The sequence below is a fragment of the Massilia sp. Bi118 genome (genome assembly GCF_918697865.1).
Taxonomy (GTDB): domain Bacteria; phylum Pseudomonadota; class Gammaproteobacteria; order Burkholderiales; family Burkholderiaceae_D; genus Telluria.
In genome coordinates this window covers 89433-103491 of the sequence record NZ_CAKKMV010000011.1, presented here as the reverse complement: position 1 = coordinate 103491, position 14059 = coordinate 89433, and the positions used below count along the sequence as shown (strand labels likewise).

The 14059-nt window shown below is 67.1% G+C and carries 11 protein-coding genes; 5 read left to right on the top strand and 6 right to left on the bottom strand.

Going from position 1 to position 14059, the window contains the following annotated elements:
• Window positions 1-13: 13 nt before the first annotated feature.
• Window positions 14-1426, bottom strand: a complete 1413-nt coding sequence (locus LQV39_RS17290; protein ID WP_230027377.1) for an FAD-binding oxidoreductase — start codon at window positions 1424-1426, stop codon at window positions 14-16.
• A gap of 176 nt (window positions 1427-1602) precedes the next feature.
• Here LQV39_RS17290 and LQV39_RS17285 point away from each other — a divergent pair, with 176 nt between their 5' ends.
• Window positions 1603-2337, top strand: coding sequence for an alpha/beta fold hydrolase (locus LQV39_RS17285; RefSeq protein WP_230027376.1), 735 nt, complete (start codon window positions 1603-1605; stop codon window positions 2335-2337).
• Here the strand turns inward: LQV39_RS17285 and LQV39_RS17280 are convergent.
• Window positions 2315-5788: an indolepyruvate ferredoxin oxidoreductase family protein gene (locus tag LQV39_RS17280; RefSeq protein ID WP_230027375.1), complete on the bottom strand. Its 3474-nt coding sequence runs from the start codon at window positions 5786-5788 to the stop codon at window positions 2315-2317. The two genes, LQV39_RS17285 and LQV39_RS17280, sit on opposite strands and share 23 nt — an antisense overlap.
• Window positions 5789-5916: 128 nt before the next feature.
• Between LQV39_RS17280 and LQV39_RS17275 the strand changes: the two genes are divergently transcribed.
• Window positions 5917-6387 carry an Lrp/AsnC family transcriptional regulator gene (locus LQV39_RS17275; protein ID WP_230027374.1) on the top strand — a complete coding sequence of 157 codons (471 nt, stop codon included), beginning with the start codon at window positions 5917-5919 and terminating at the stop codon, window positions 6385-6387.
• On the opposite strand, the gene LQV39_RS17270 is transcribed toward LQV39_RS17275, so the two are convergent.
• Window positions 6350-7744 carry a mannitol dehydrogenase family protein gene (locus tag LQV39_RS17270; protein ID WP_230027373.1) on the bottom strand — a complete coding sequence of 465 codons (1395 nt, stop codon included), beginning with the start codon at window positions 7742-7744 and terminating at the stop codon, window positions 6350-6352. The two genes, LQV39_RS17275 and LQV39_RS17270, sit on opposite strands and share 38 nt — an antisense overlap.
• Window positions 7745-7853: 109 nt before the next feature.
• On the opposite strand from LQV39_RS17270, the gene LQV39_RS17265 reads away from it, so the two are divergent.
• Window positions 7854-8474 (top strand): TetR/AcrR family transcriptional regulator, encoded by a 621-nt coding sequence (locus LQV39_RS17265; RefSeq protein ID WP_230027372.1) that lies wholly within the window; start codon window positions 7854-7856, stop codon window positions 8472-8474.
• A complete protein-coding gene (locus tag LQV39_RS17260) occupies window positions 8471-9352 on the top strand; it encodes an esterase family protein (protein ID WP_230027371.1) in 882 nt (293 codons plus the stop codon). Before LQV39_RS17265 ends, LQV39_RS17260 begins: the two co-directional genes overlap by 4 nt.
• A 6-nt stretch (window positions 9353-9358) precedes the next feature.
• On the opposite strand, the gene LQV39_RS17255 is transcribed toward LQV39_RS17260, so the two are convergent.
• Both LQV39_RS17255 and LQV39_RS17250 read right to left on the bottom strand, forming a co-directional pair.
• Window positions 9359-9712, bottom strand: coding sequence for a hypothetical protein (locus LQV39_RS17255; RefSeq protein ID WP_230027370.1), 354 nt, complete (start codon window positions 9710-9712; stop codon window positions 9359-9361).
• A gap of 199 nt (window positions 9713-9911) precedes the next feature.
• Window positions 9912-10556, bottom strand: coding sequence for a PEP-CTERM sorting domain-containing protein (locus tag LQV39_RS17250; protein WP_230027369.1), 645 nt, complete (start codon window positions 10554-10556; stop codon window positions 9912-9914).
• Between the two features lie 265 nt (window positions 10557-10821).
• On the opposite strand from LQV39_RS17250, the gene LQV39_RS17245 reads away from it, so the two are divergent.
• The gene (locus LQV39_RS17245) at window positions 10822-13029 is read left to right on the top strand and encodes a TonB-dependent siderophore receptor (protein ID WP_230027368.1); all 2208 of its coding nucleotides are present in this window, start codon (window positions 10822-10824) and stop codon (window positions 13027-13029) included.
• Here the strand turns inward: LQV39_RS17245 and LQV39_RS17240 are convergent.
• Complete coding sequence (locus LQV39_RS17240) at window positions 12980-13975, bottom strand: GlxA family transcriptional regulator (RefSeq protein ID WP_230027367.1); 996 nt, start codon at window positions 13973-13975, stop codon at window positions 12980-12982. The genes LQV39_RS17245 and LQV39_RS17240 overlap by 50 nt on opposite strands.
• Window positions 13976-14059 lie beyond the last annotated feature (84 nt).

The window sequence follows — 14059 nt, the reverse complement described above, 5'->3', positions numbered from 1 at the left end:
CGGCTGCCGCTTCTTAACTACAGATCTTGCCGGGGTTGAGAATGCCATTCGGGTCCAGCGCCTGCTTGATCGACGCCATCAGGCCGACGACCTCGCCGCCGTATTCCTGCAGCAGCTTGGCCTTCTTGCCCATGCCGATCCCGTGCTCGCCGGTGCAGGTGCCGCCGGCCGCCAGCGCGTGCTCGATCAGCGCGCCATAGACGCGGTCGACGGCTGCATGCTCTTCCGGCTGGTCCGGCATCGGCATGAACAGCACGTGGAAGTTGCCGTCGCCGACGTGGCCGAGGATGGGCGCGATGAGTCCCTCTTTATCGATCATGGCGCGGGCCTCGCGCACGCAGTCGGCCAGCGCGGACATCGGCACGCAGATGTCGGCCACCACCGAGGTGCAGCCGGGACGCAGCGCCAGCGCCGCGAAATAGGCCAGGTGGCGCGCATGCCACAGGCGCGAACGGTCTTCCGGCCGCGTCGCCCACTGGAAGTCGATGCCGCCGTAGGACGCCGCGATCTCCTGCGCGAGTTCGGCCTGCTCCTTGACCGCCAGTTCGGTGCCGTGGAATTCGAGGAACAGGGTCGGCAGCTCTTTCAGGCCCAGCTGGGAATGCAGGTTGCAGGCGCGGACCTGGATATCGTCGAGGAATTCGATGCGCGCGAAGGGCACGCCGGTCAGCGACATCTCGGTGACGGCTTCCACCGCCGCATCCAGGGTCGGGAAGGCGCAGGCGGCGGCCGCCACTTCGGTCGGCAGCGGATGCAGGCGCAGGGTGATCTCGGTAATGACGCCGAGGGTGCCCTCGGCGCCCGTCATCAGGTGCACCAGGTCGTAGCCGGCCGAGGACTTGCGCGCGCGCGAGCCGAGGCGCACCAGGCGGCCGTCGGCCAGCGCCACTTCCAGGCATTGCACGTTGTGCGCCATCGAGCCGTAGCGGATCGTGGTGGTGCCGGAGGCGCGGGTGGAGACCATGCCGCCGATGGTGGCGTTGGCGCCCGGGTCGACCGGGAAGAACAGGCCGGTGCCTTTCAGGTGGGCGTTCAGGTCTTCGCGGGTGATGCCCGGCTGGACCACGCAGTCGCTGTCGGCCGGGTTGACCTGGATGACGGCGTTCATGCGCGACATATCGATGCACACGCCGCCGTAGGGCGCGCTGACGTGGCCTTCCAGCGAGCTGCCGGCGCCGAAGGCGATGACCGGCACGCGGTGAAGGTTGCACAGGGCGAGGATGGCGCAGACCTCGTGTTTGTCGAGCGGCCAGACGACGGCATCCGGCGCCAGGCTGGTGGCCAGTCCTTCGCCGCGCGCATGCTGCTCGCGCACCGCCCTGGCCACGCTGACGCGCTCGCCGAAGCGCGCCTGCAGCTCGCCGACGATATGGTCGACCGCGCCAAAGGCAGCCTGGGCCGGCTGCTGCGGATCGTGCTGATTCATGTGTCTCCTCGTTTTTAGGACTTGTTGAGGCGAGAGTAACCCCCAAATATCCAACCTGTCAAACATGTTAAACATGTTGTATCGGTGCGACTGCATTGGCTGTCATAGTCAGCACTTGCCTGCCAGCTCGGTGTAACCTGTAAGATAGGTTAATAAAAATATGAGAAGGAGACGACATGCAGCCGACCATCATCCTCATCCACGGCGCCACCCTGAACGGCGCTTCCTGGGCGCCCGTGCGGCGTCGCCTCGAATCCAGCTGGCGCGTGCTCGCGCCGGACCTGCCCGGCCACGGCAGCCGCCGCGGCGAAGCCTTCACGCTGCAGGGCGCGGTCGATACCGTGGTTTCAGCCGCGCGCTCGGCGGGAGGGGCACCGCTGGTGCTGGCCGGCGATTCGCTCGGCGCCTACACCGCGCAGGCCGCCGCCGCTTCGCTGCCGCGCGAGCAGCTCAAGGGACTGGTGCTGGGCGGCGCCAGCCAGGAATTCCGCGGCCCGCAACTGTGGCCGCACCAGCTGAAGGCGCTGATGTTCCGCCTGATCTTCGCTTTGAAGGACGAGCGCAGAATGGTCGACGCCAAAATGCCCGGCGCACTGCGCGATCTCGGGCTGGATGAGGAAGACGCGCGGGCGACCATGGACGCGGGCGTCAGCATGACCGTGTTCCCGCAGGCCGTGAAGGAACTGCGCGGCTTCGATTTCAAGTCGGCGCTGGCGGCGATCGAACAGCCGACGCTGTTCGTCAACGGCGACCAGGACAGCTTCCACGTACGTGGCGAGGCCGCCTACGTCGCGGCCGCACGTGACGCTACCGTGCACCGGTTCGCCGATTGCGACCATGGTGTCAGCCTGCGGCGTGCCGCAGGCTATGCCGACCTGGTCGACGGCTTCACGCGGCGCGTGTGCGCTTGAGCGAGCCGTCCTGCGCGTTGCCGCCCGCATCGCGCAGTGCGTCCAGGCGCTGCCGGTAGGCGTCCATCGCCTGCTGCTTGACTGGGCCATAGCCGCGGATGTCCTGCGGCAGGCGCGCCAATTGCACGGCGTTCGCGTGGCGCTTCCCGTCCAGCGACGCAGCCTCGCTGCGCACCAGAGCTTCGAACTCGTCCACCAGCCGCCGTTCCATGCGCCGTTCGGCGCTGTAGCCGAATGGATCCCAGCGGGTGCCGCGCAAGGCCTTCATGCGCGCCAGCAGGCGAAAGGCCGTGAAGACCCAGGGGCCGAACTTGCGTTTGCGCGGCCGCCCCGTGGCCGGGTCGATGCGCGACAGCAGCGGCGGCGCCAGCCACAGCGACAGCTTGCCGGTGCCGGAAAACGCCGTGTCCAGGCTGGCGCGGAAAGCCGGTTCCGCGTACAGGCGCGCGACCTCGTACTCGTCCTTGTAGGCCATCAGGCGGTATGCGCTGAGCGCCACCTCGCGCGCGAATTCCTCGGACGGTTCGGGAAGGCGCCGTTCGGCGACCCGCGCCAGTTCGACCAGTGCACGATAGCGCGCCGCGTAGCGCCCATCCTGGTAGGCGCTCAGGTCGCGCACGCGCTCTTCGATCAGGCCGTCGAGGGTCGCGGCAGCGGGCGGCGCGCCACGGCCGCGCACGCGTTCCAGCACGTCCGCATGCATGGCGGCGATGCGGCCCCACAGGAAGGCGCGCCGGTTCTGCGCCACCGCGGCGCCGTTCAGCGCGATGCCGCGATCGATCGTCTCGTTCGACAGCGGCACCAGGCCCTTTTGCCACGCGTAGCCCAGCATCAGCGTGTGGGCCGTGACGGTATCGCCGAACAGGGCCTGGCTGAGCGAATTCGCCGGCAGCGTATGAAAGTGGCCCGGCATGCAGCGTCGGCGGATCCGCTCGGCCATGTCCGCCGACGGCTGGACGGCGTCGCGGTTGCGCACGATTTCCGACGTCGGGGTTTCGTCGCTGTTGAGCACTGCCGCCGAGCGCCGCGACGAGAGCCGGGCCAGGTTATCGGCGGCCGCGGCCACGACGGCATCGGCGCCCAGCAGCAGATCGGCGCCACCGGGCCCGATGCGGACTGCCTTGACGCCGTCCGGCGCCGGCGCGATCCGCACCTGGCTCACCACGGCGCCATTTTTCTGCGCGAGTCCGGTGAAGTCGAGCACGGTGGCGCCCTTGCCTTCAAGGTGGGCGGCGCCGCCGAGCAGGGCGCCCATGGTGAGCACGCCGGTGCCGCCGATGCCGGTCACCAGCACGTCGAAGCGGCCGCTGGACGCGAGCATGGCCGGCATCGGCAGATCGGCGGACAGCTCGGCTTCCAGTACCAGCAAGCGCTCTGCGTCGGGCTGGCGCAAGCGCGCCCCGGACACTTCGACGAAACTGGGGCAGAAGCCTTTCGCGCACGAGAAATCCTTGTTGCAGGCGCTCTGGTTGATCCTGCGTTTGCGGCCGAAGGCCGTTTCCAGCGGTTCGATCGAGATGCAATTCGACTGCACGCTGCAATCCCCGCAGCCTTCGCAGACGCGCTCGTTGATGAAGACGCGGCGGTCGGGGTCGGGCAGGGTCTTGCGCTTGCGTCGGCGCCGCTTTTCGGCCGCGCAGGTCTGTTCATAGACGATCGCGGTCACGCCCGCGATCTCGCGCAGCGCGCGTTGGACGGTGTCGAGCTCGGCGCGGTCGTGGACCGTGACCGAAGAGGCCAGTGCGCGTTCGCTGCGCCAGCGTTCGGGTTGGTCCGATACCAGTGCGATGCGCTCTACCCCTTCGGCTTCGAGCTGGCGGGTGATGCGGGCCGGGTCGAGCGCCCCCTCGGCTGCCTGGCCGCCGGTCATCGCAACCGCGTCGTTGTAAAGGATCTTGTAGGTGATGTTGGCCTTCGCGGCCACGGCCGCGCGGATCGCCAGCAGCCCGGAATGCTGATAGGTGCCGTCGCCGAGGTTCTGAAACATGTGCCTGGTGGCGGAAAAGGGCGCCGCGCCTATCCATTGCGCTCCTTCGCCGCCCATCTGCGAAAAGGTGGTAGTGCGCAGTTCCGGCTGCGCCAGCGCCATTACGTGGCAGCCGATGCCGCCGCCTGTGCGTGAGCCGTCCGGCGTCCTGGTCGAGGTATTGTGGGGGCAGCCGGAACAGAAATAGGGCGCGCGGATCGGGATCACCGAAGCGGATACTGGCTCCCGCGCGGCTTCCAGGGCGGCGAGCCGTTCCCGCAGCAGCGGCAAGGCGGCGCCGAAGCTGGACGCCAGCGCACGCGCGGCAATCAGCGGGCTGAATTCAGATACTTCCGGCAGCAGCGCCACGCCGCCGGCGGTGGATTTGCCGTCGATGCGCGGACGGTCGCCGGCCGCCAGATGGTAGAGCGCGTCCTTCAGTTGGGTCTCGACATTGGCGCGCTTTTCTTCCATGACCAGCAAGGCTTCATGACCACGCGCGAAGGCGGCCGCGCCTTCTGTCTCCAGTGGCCAGCTCATCGCCACCTTGTACACCGAGATGCCCATTTCTTCCAGCGCCGCGTGCTCGAGCCCGAGGTCGTCGAAAGCCTGCATCAGGTCCTGGTGCGCCTTGCCGACCGTGACGATGCCGAAGCGGCGGCGCGGCGCTTCGATGATGGTTCGATCGAGCCGGTTGGCGCGGGCCCAGGCGCGCGCCGCCGGCAGGCGCAGCTCGATCAGGCGGCGTTCGAGCTCGGCCCGCTGGCCCGGCCAGGCAATGGCTGGATCCCAGTTCAGGCCGGCCGCCGGGGCGCCGGCAGGATCGGCGAAATTCGGCAGGCCGCCGAGGTCGAACGAGGCCGCCGTCTCGACGACTTCGGCGATGGTCTTCAAGCCGACCCACAGGCCGCTGTAGCGCGACAGCGCAATGCCGGCCAGCCCGAGCTCGACGACTTCGCGAACGCTCGCCGGCTGCAGAACGGGTATCGACGCGGACTGGAAGATGCCGTCGGTCTGGTGCTGATACATCGACGATTGGGCCGCGTGGTCGTCGCCCGACACCGCCAGCACGCCGCCGAGCGCCGAGGTCCCGATGACGTTTGCGGTACGGAACACGTCGCCGCTGCGGTCGACCCCCGGGCCCTTGCCGTACCAGATCCCGAACACGCCATCGACGCGGGTGTCGCCGAAGGCCTTGTGCATCTGGGCGCCCCACAGCGCGGTCGCGGCCAGGTCTTCGTTCAGGCCGGGCTGGAACACGATGTCGTGCGCCGCCAGCTCCTTGCTCGCCTTCCAGAGCTGCTGGTCGTAGGCCCCCAGCGGGGAACCCCGATAGCCGGAGACCAGGCCGGCCGTGTTCAGGCCGCGCTCGCGATCGCGCCGCCGTTGCAGCATCGGCAGCAGGACCAGGGCCTGGATGCCACTGAGGAAAACGCGGCCCTGCGTGGCGGCGTAGGGACTCGTATTGGATGCTGCTTTGTTCATGGCTGTCGGTAGGTGGTGGCTAGTCGAAAAATATTAAGCCAAGGACCCGAGTAAATTTCGCCAATCTCGATTACGATATTCTATGAAATTAGTGAAAATGACTAACCGCGACGATTATTTGGGTAAATATGGCTAGTACAAGCGAGCTCGACAAGATTGACATGAAGATCCTGAAGGAGCTGGCGCTCGACGGCCGCCTTGCATGGAGCGCGCTGGCAGAGGAAGTGGGGCTGTCGCTGACGCCCACGCTGCGCCGCGTGCATCAGCTGGAGGAGGCAGGCTATATCAAAGGCTATGCGGCGCAGCTCGACGAGGCGCGCCTTGCGGGGCGCATCAGTGTGTTCGTGGCGGTTACCCTGAGCGCACAGGCCGAGGACGTGATTGCCCGCTTCGAGGAAAGGATCGCGCTCGCGCCCGAAGTCATGTTCTGCTTCCAGATGACGGGCGACGCCGACTATACATTGCGGGTGGTGGTGCCCGACCTCGAGGCTTACCAGCAGTTCCTGACACGGACCCTGACCCGTATTCCAGGCGTCGCCCACATCAAGTCGAGCTTTGCGCTCAAGACTGTACTGATGCGTCCTTCGCCATTGCTGTAGCGGCGTCCATGGCTGCGCGCACCGCCTGCTCCAGGCGCATATCGCCAGCCAGCTCGCCCCACAACAGGGGCTGGTCGCAAAATACTGCGACCGGATCGCCGGCGGCGCAGATGGCGCCGGCCACTGCCGCGTCATAGGCCTGGTCGCGGTAGTGCACTTCCAGCCGTCCCGCGTGCCAGCGCAGCAGCACCTGGAGGAACAGCGCGGGCAGCACGGCGGCGCTGTCCAGCGGCAGGCTGCGGCGGATGCGCTCGCGGATCGTCGGCACCACAAAGCCGGGCAGCTTCGAGAAGCTGTCGGCCAGCACGCGCTCCACCGTATCCCGGTTCGACACGCTTGCAAAGCGCTCCAGAATCGAATCGCGGTAGGCCTCGAGATCGATGGGGCTGGGGCGCAGGCAGTCGAATACGGCGTCCGTGATCCACGCGTGCGCGAGCGCGCGGATGCGGGTGTCGCGCAAGGCCTCGTCGATGAAGCGGTAGCCGGCCAGGCTGCCGGCCCAGGCGATCGCGCTGTGGCTGGCGTTCAGCACGCGGATCTTCGCTTCCTCATAGGGTTCGACCGCTTGTACCAGCTGCGCGCCCACGTTTTCCCAGGCTGGGCGGCCGTTGCGGAAATCGTCTTCGAGCACCCACTGGAGATAGCTTTCCGCGCCGACCGCGGCCAGGTCTTCGCGTCCCGTGGCGGCGCGCACGCGTTCCTGCAGGGCGGGCGTGGCGACCGGCGTGATGCGGTCGACCATGGTGTTCGGGAAGCTGGTGTTGGCCGCGGTCCAGGCGGCCAGTTCGGCGTCGCCGGCCAGCGCCAGGAAGTCGGCGAACGCGCGCTGCACGCGGCGCCCGTTGTGGCGCAGGTTGTCGCAGCAGAGCAGGGTGATCGGCCCGGCGTTGCGGTCGCGGCGAAGGCGCAGGATCGCGGCCAGCACGCTGTAGATGCTGCCGCCCGCGCGGCCGGCCTGGGCGTCCGCCACGGCCTTTTGCACCTCGCCGGCGGCGGCATCCAGGCGGCCTTCGCTGTCGAGCTGGTAGCCGGCTTCGGTGACGGTGAACGACACGATGCGCGTCGACGCTTCCGCGCCCACGGCCAGCAGTTCGCCCAGGCCGGGCGTCCAGGGCAGGGCGTCGCGCAGGGACGTGATGCGGCGCCAGGTGCGCTCGCCGGCCGGGCTCACGGTTTCCAGGGTATAGGCGCATTCCTGGCTGCGCAGGATGACGGCCGGGTCGAGCGGGTCGGGACGGATGTTCCCGCTGACGTAAGCCCAGCGCGTGTCGCCGGCATCGTGGAGATCCTGCATGGTGGCCAGCTGGTGGGCGCGGTGGAAGGCGCCCAGTCCGAGGTGCAGCACGGTCGACGTCATATTCGCAACCTGTCCGATAGGATTGATAAAAAATGCCAGGAAATTTGATCCACTGAGTAAATTCTACAGTAACATGTATGACAGGTTTAAACAATAAACGGAGGCGACCATGACCTTCCTGCGTAAATCGGAGACAACCCGCGCCGCCATCATCGAGCGCGCCCTGGACCTGGCCAGCCACGAAGGCCTGGAGGCGCTCACGCTCGGCTCGCTGGCGGATTCCATGAAGATGAGTAAAAGCGGGGTGGTGGCACGCGTCGGCTCGCGCGAAACCCTGCAGCTGGCGGTGCTGGACGATTACCGGCGCCGCTTCGAAGCCCAGGTGCTGCGCCCGTCCACGAGCCGGCCGCCGGGATTGCCGCGCCTGCGCCTGCTGTTCGAGATGAGCCTGGCGCAGGTGGGCGAGGGCCGTACCGCCGGCTGCTTCTACATCAGTTGCGCCGCCGAGTACGACGACCGGCCCGGCGCGCTCAGGATTGAGGTCAGCAGCAGCGTGGCCGCCTGGCGCGAAGCCTTCGAGCGCAGCGCCGCGCAGGCGGTGGCGCTCGGGCAGCTGGCGTCCGACACCGATCCGGCCCAGCTGGTCTTCGAGATCTACGCCCTGCTGCTGGCCGCCCAGCACGACACCCGCCTGCTGGAGCGCAGCGAGGGCATCGCCCACGCCCGCGCCGGCTTCGAGCGCCTGCTGGCGCGCTGCCTTCCTTCCGATAAAGCGACAATCGCACCATGAACCCACTCGAACCCATCATGCAGGCGCTGGCCGCCCAGCTGCCCGGCATCCCCGAGCGCGACCTGGCGCACTTCGCACGCGCCCTCAGCATCGCTGAACCCTACCGTGCGCAGGAGGTGGCGGACAGCGTCCCGACCGGGCAGCTGATCGAAAGAAGACACCGATCGGATAGCGTCTATCCCGGCGTCGAACGCGCCTACGTGCTTTACGTGCCGGCGCAATACGACGACAGCGTCGACGCCGGCCTGCTCGTGTTCCAGGACGGCGCCCGCTATCTCGGCCCGGAAGCGAATGCCGCCCGCGTGCTCGACAGCCTGATCGCCGAGGGCAGCCTGCCGCCGGTCATCGCCGTCTTCGCCGAACCCGGCGAGCAGGGACCGGGCCTGCCGCTGTACGGCGGCAGCGGCAACCGCAGCGTCGAATACGATGCCGCCGACGACGCTTATGTGCGCTTCCTGCTGGAGGAGCTGCTGCCCGAGGCGACCGCCGGCTACCGCGTGACGCAGGATGCGCGGCAGCGCGCCATCGCCGGCCTGAGTTCGGGCGGCATGTGCGCCTTCAACGCCGCCTGGGAGCGGCCGGACGCCTTCGGCAAGGTGCTGAGCCATTGCGGCAGCTTCGTCGACATCCGTGGCGGCCACCTGATGGCGCAACGGGTGCGGCGCGAGGCAGCCAGGCCGCTGCGCGTGTTCCTGCAGACCGGCGAGAACGACCTCGATATCGTCTTCGGCAGCTGGACGCTGGCCAACCGCACGCTGGCGGCGGCCCTGGCCTATCGCGGCTATGCGCACAAGCTGGTGGTGGGGGAGGGTGGACACTCCCTGAAGCACGGCGGCGCTTTGCTGGCGGAAGCGCTGCGCTGGCTATGGCGGGAATAGGCGTATTCAGCGCGCCCGCGCGCGGCGCGGCCCGCCGCTGCGGCGCTCCTCTTGCGGCGCCGGCTGGATCGCATAGGCCGGCATGGCGCCGTTGCCGTCGATGCCGAATTCGATCACGCGGCGCAGCCCGCGCAGCGTGACCGGCTTGGGCAACACCGCGATGCGGCCCGCGTGGTAATGCGGGACATGGGTTTCGTTATCGAGCAGGAGCACCACCGCGGCCTGGGGCGCCAGCCGGGTGATCTCGCCGATGAAGGAACGGCGGTCGTCCGCGTTGAAAGTGGTATAGGTCAGGACCAGGTCGAAGCGCACCGTCTGTGCCGTGTTCAGGGCAGCGCGTGGGCTGTCGGTGGTCGCCACGATGTATCCGAGCGATTTCAGCAGGGCTGCAATTTCCCCACAGGCTACAGGATCATGTTCTACGAGCAGTGCGCATCTCATTGGGTATCCTCCTGATGGATGGATGACGACTCCCAAGAGAAGTTCAAGCGCCGATTTGTAACAATTATTCTCATCCATACGCGCTGCCGGCCTGGCCCGGCAACGCGTTGGAGTCGATTTATCGCGGTGCGCGCTTCATGGTAGCGCCGCGGCGGCGCGCAAACCAGCCGGCCAGTCCGCCCGCCGCAAGAATGGCCAGGCTGCCCGGTTCCGGCAGCGGCTGTTCCTGGGGCAGGGGCCCCGTGCTGAACATCCGGCCAAGTTCGCCACTGCAGGGACGATAGGCAAAACCGCAGCCTTCCGCTTCGTCACTGTGGGCTTCCACCATCGTAAACATCGAACCGTCGCTCTGCATGGTGAAATCGGAAAAGCCATCGTTTGCCATGATCGAGCCGGCCAGGTGGCCATCTTCCAGGAATCGCAGCGTCATCGAGAACTGCTGCCAGCCCGGCAGCATTTCATCCCGGTACTTGTAATCGATCAGATTCCACGTTTTGTCGCCGTCGGGTCCCGCATACCAGTAGCGCAGCGACAGCAGACTGTCCTGTTGCTCCTCGCAGTATCCCGCCGACGCGCACAGGTTTGTGAAGGCTAGTGTCAGGTTGCGTTTGGCGACGGCAGCATCGCTGAAAGTCATTTCGAGGTGCAGACCGTCCGGCATGGTCGAAACATGTTGTACCTGCTGCCAGGAGTAGACGACATTCGCCGAAGCGGCTTGGGTAAAAAGGGCGGTGGCGGCCAAACAGAGAATCTTGCGCAACATTTTGTGTCTCCAAAAAAGATTCCATTTAACAAGCAAATATTGCGCCTGCATGTGCAACTTCTTGATTTGAAAAAGAATTTAACAATGATTTGTGATTCCACGTCACAAATGTGTAAAGCGCACCGACAGTGCCCAACCGTACATATCGCCATGCAGCATTTCGCGCCCGATTTTCGACGCTTCGTCGCATCGCCCTGTCGGGTGTACTTACTGCAGGGCATGATGCGGGCTCGATCAACCGCTCATCGCCACTACAACAAGAACCATGTCACGCCAGAATACGAACACCCTCGTCCGCCTGCTGCTCGCTTCGCCCGCCATCTTCGGCATGTTCAGCGCCCATGCGGCGGAGCAGGCCACCACCGCCGACAAGCCGGCCGCCGACAAATCCGCACAGATGCAGAAGGTCGAGGTAAAGGGCCAGGCTGCCGCCTACGACGCGCGCCGCGACGACACCGCCACCAAGATCGTCGTCAACCAGGAAGAGATCCTGCGCCATGGCGATACGACCCTGGGCGAGGTGCTGAAGCGCCTTCCGGGCATCACCGTGGGCGGCGTGCAGGGCCGCGGCGGCAACGTCCGCATGCGCGGCCTGGGCAACGGCTATACGCAGATCCTGCTGAACGGCGAGCCGGCGCCGCCGGGCTTCTCGCTGGACCAGGTGTCGCCGGAGATGGTCGAGCGCATCGAGATCATGCGCGCCGCCACCGCGGAGTACAGCACCCAGGCCATCGCCGGCGGCATCAACATCGTGCTGAAGCGCCAGGTACAGACGGCGCAGCGTGAACTGAAGACCGGCGTCCAGGCGGAGCACGGCGCCTACGGTGCGGTGTCGACCTTCCAGCTGTCGGACAAGAGCGGCAAGATGTCGTACGCGATGAGCGGCAACCTGCTGTACGGCCGCCAGGACCGTCCTTCGCACATCGTCACCGAAGGCTATGACGCGGCCGGCCGCGAAGTCCTGCACCGCGTTGCTTACGACGGCAACCGCGGCCGCCTGCTCGGCATCGGCCTGTCGCCGCGCATCAACTGGAACATCGGTCCCGGTGAAGTGATCACCTCGCAGAACTTCATCAACGTCGCCCGCTCGCACGGCGATGCGCCGGAAACCGTGGTGACTTCACTGGGCGCGCCGCCGCGCTACGTCGCCACCGCCACCGACGTCGAGAACAAGATGGAAATGCTGCGCAGCGACCTGTCCTGGACCAAGCGCCTGGAGCAGGGCGCCAAGCTGGACGCCAAGTTCGGCGTCAACTACGCGCACCGCGACAGCAACATGGGCCAGCAACAGTACTACGCCGACGAGGTGCTGGCGCTCGACCGCGACATCGCCAACGACGTCACCGAAAAGGGCTGGAGCAGCACCGGCAAGTATTCGCGTCCGGTCGGCGACGGCCATTCGATCGCGGTCGGCTGGGACGGCGCCTACAGCCTGCGCAACGAAGCCCGGCTGCAGCTGGAGACCACCACCGTCGGCGCGCCAATCAATAACCGCGACGAAGGCTTCGACGCCACCGTGCGCCGCCTGGCCCTGTTCGCCCAGGACGAATGGAGCGTGACCAAGCAATGGTCGGTGTACTTCGGCCTGCGTTGGGAAGGCATCCAGAACAAGAGCGAAGGCAACAGCTACGCGCCCATCGACAGCAAGTCGAGCGTCTTCAGCCCGGTGTTCCAGACCCTGTACAAGATCCCGGGCTCGAAGAACGACCAGCTCCGCGGCGGCATCACCCGCACCTACAAGGCGCCGAGCCTGGCTGCGCTGGTGCCGCGACGCGGCATCGCCTCCAACAACAGCCCGACCACGCCGGACACCATCGGCAACCCGCAGCTCAAACCGGAACTCGCCTGGGGCCTGGACCTGGCCTATGAACACTACCTGCCGGGCGGCGGCCTGCTGAGCGCCAGCACCTATGTGCGCCACATCGACGACATCACGCACTCGCGCGTGTTCTTCATCGATGGTTTGTGGGTGTCGATGCCGGTGAACGACGGCGCGGCGAACACCCGCGGCATCGAGCTGGAAGCCAAGCTGCCGCTGCGCCAGATGTTCCCGGGCTGGCCGGCGCTGGACCTGCGCGCCAACGTCTCGCGCAGCTGGTCCAGCCTGTCGATGGTGCCGGGCCCGGACAACCGCCTGGACCAGCAGACGCCGCTCTCCGGCACCTTCGGCTTCGACTACAAGTTCGACGGCCTGCCGGCCACCTTCGGCGGCAGCCTGAGCTTCCAGAACGGCGGCCCGGTGCGCATCTCGCAGAACCAGTACGGCTATGCGGGCGTGAAGCGCGCGCTGGATCTGTACGGCGTGTGGAAGTTCACGCCCAAGGTGCAGCTGCGCATGTCGCTGGCGAACACCCTGCGTCAGGAGAACGTGACGGCATCCACCTACGTCAGCGGCGACGGCAGCCGCCTGACCGACACCACCTTCACGCCGACCTTCGTGCAGGTGCGGGCGATGCTGGAGACGAAGTTCTGAACTGCTTGCGGTAGGCCGCCGGCGAGGTCTGGAGCGTGGACCTGAAATGCTGGCGCAGCGACAGGGCCGAGCCGAAGCCGGCCTGCTGCGCCACCCGTTCGACCGGCGCCTCGCTGGTCTCGAGCAGCGTACGCGCATGCTGCAGGCGCTGCTCCAGCAGCCACTGTTTGAAGGACATGCCGGTGGCTTGCCGGAAGTGGCGCGTGAAGTTGCGCCGGCTCATGGCGGCGCGCGCGGCCAGCGCATCGAGTTCGTGTTCGGCCTCGAGGTTGCGGCCCACCCATTCCAGCACCCTGGCCAGGCGGCCGTCGCTGGGCGATACCGGCAGCGGCTTCTCGATGAACTGGGCCTGGCCGCCCTGGCGGTGCGGCGCAACCACCAGGCGGCGCGCCACCGCATTTGCCGTTTCGGCGCCGCACAGGCGGCGCAGCAGGTGCAGGCAGCAGTCGATGCCGGCGGCGACGCCGGCCGAGGTCAGCACGTCGCCCTCGTCCACGTACAGCACTTCAGGATCCACCTTCACCTTCGGATGGCGGCGCGCCAGCTCGCCGGCCGCGGCCCAGTGCGTGGTGGCCGCGCGCCCGTCCAGCAGGCCGGCTTCCAGCACCGGAAACGCGCCCAGACACAGCGCCATCACGCAGGCGCCGCGCGCGTGCGCCTTGCGCAGCGCTTCCAGCAGCGCCGGCGGGGCAGGGCGGCAGTCGTCGTGCCAGGCCGGCATGACGACGATATCGGCCCCCTCCAGGCCGTCGAGTCCATGGCTGGGGCGGATGCCGAAGCCGGCGCTGGTGGCCAGCATGGCGGCGTCCAGTCCGCACACGCGCAGTTCGAAGCCCTGCCGGGCGCCCAGGCTGCTGCCGAACACCAGGCAGGGCACCGATAAATGGAAGGGCGTCATGCCGTCGAAGGCAATGACGGCAACATGAATGGTGTGTTTGCTTGTCATGGCCCGATTCTATCGCATGCTGGCTTGCGGGCCACTGTCAGTCCTGATAGCTGGCCGCGACAATGCTCCTGTTTTCACCTTCAA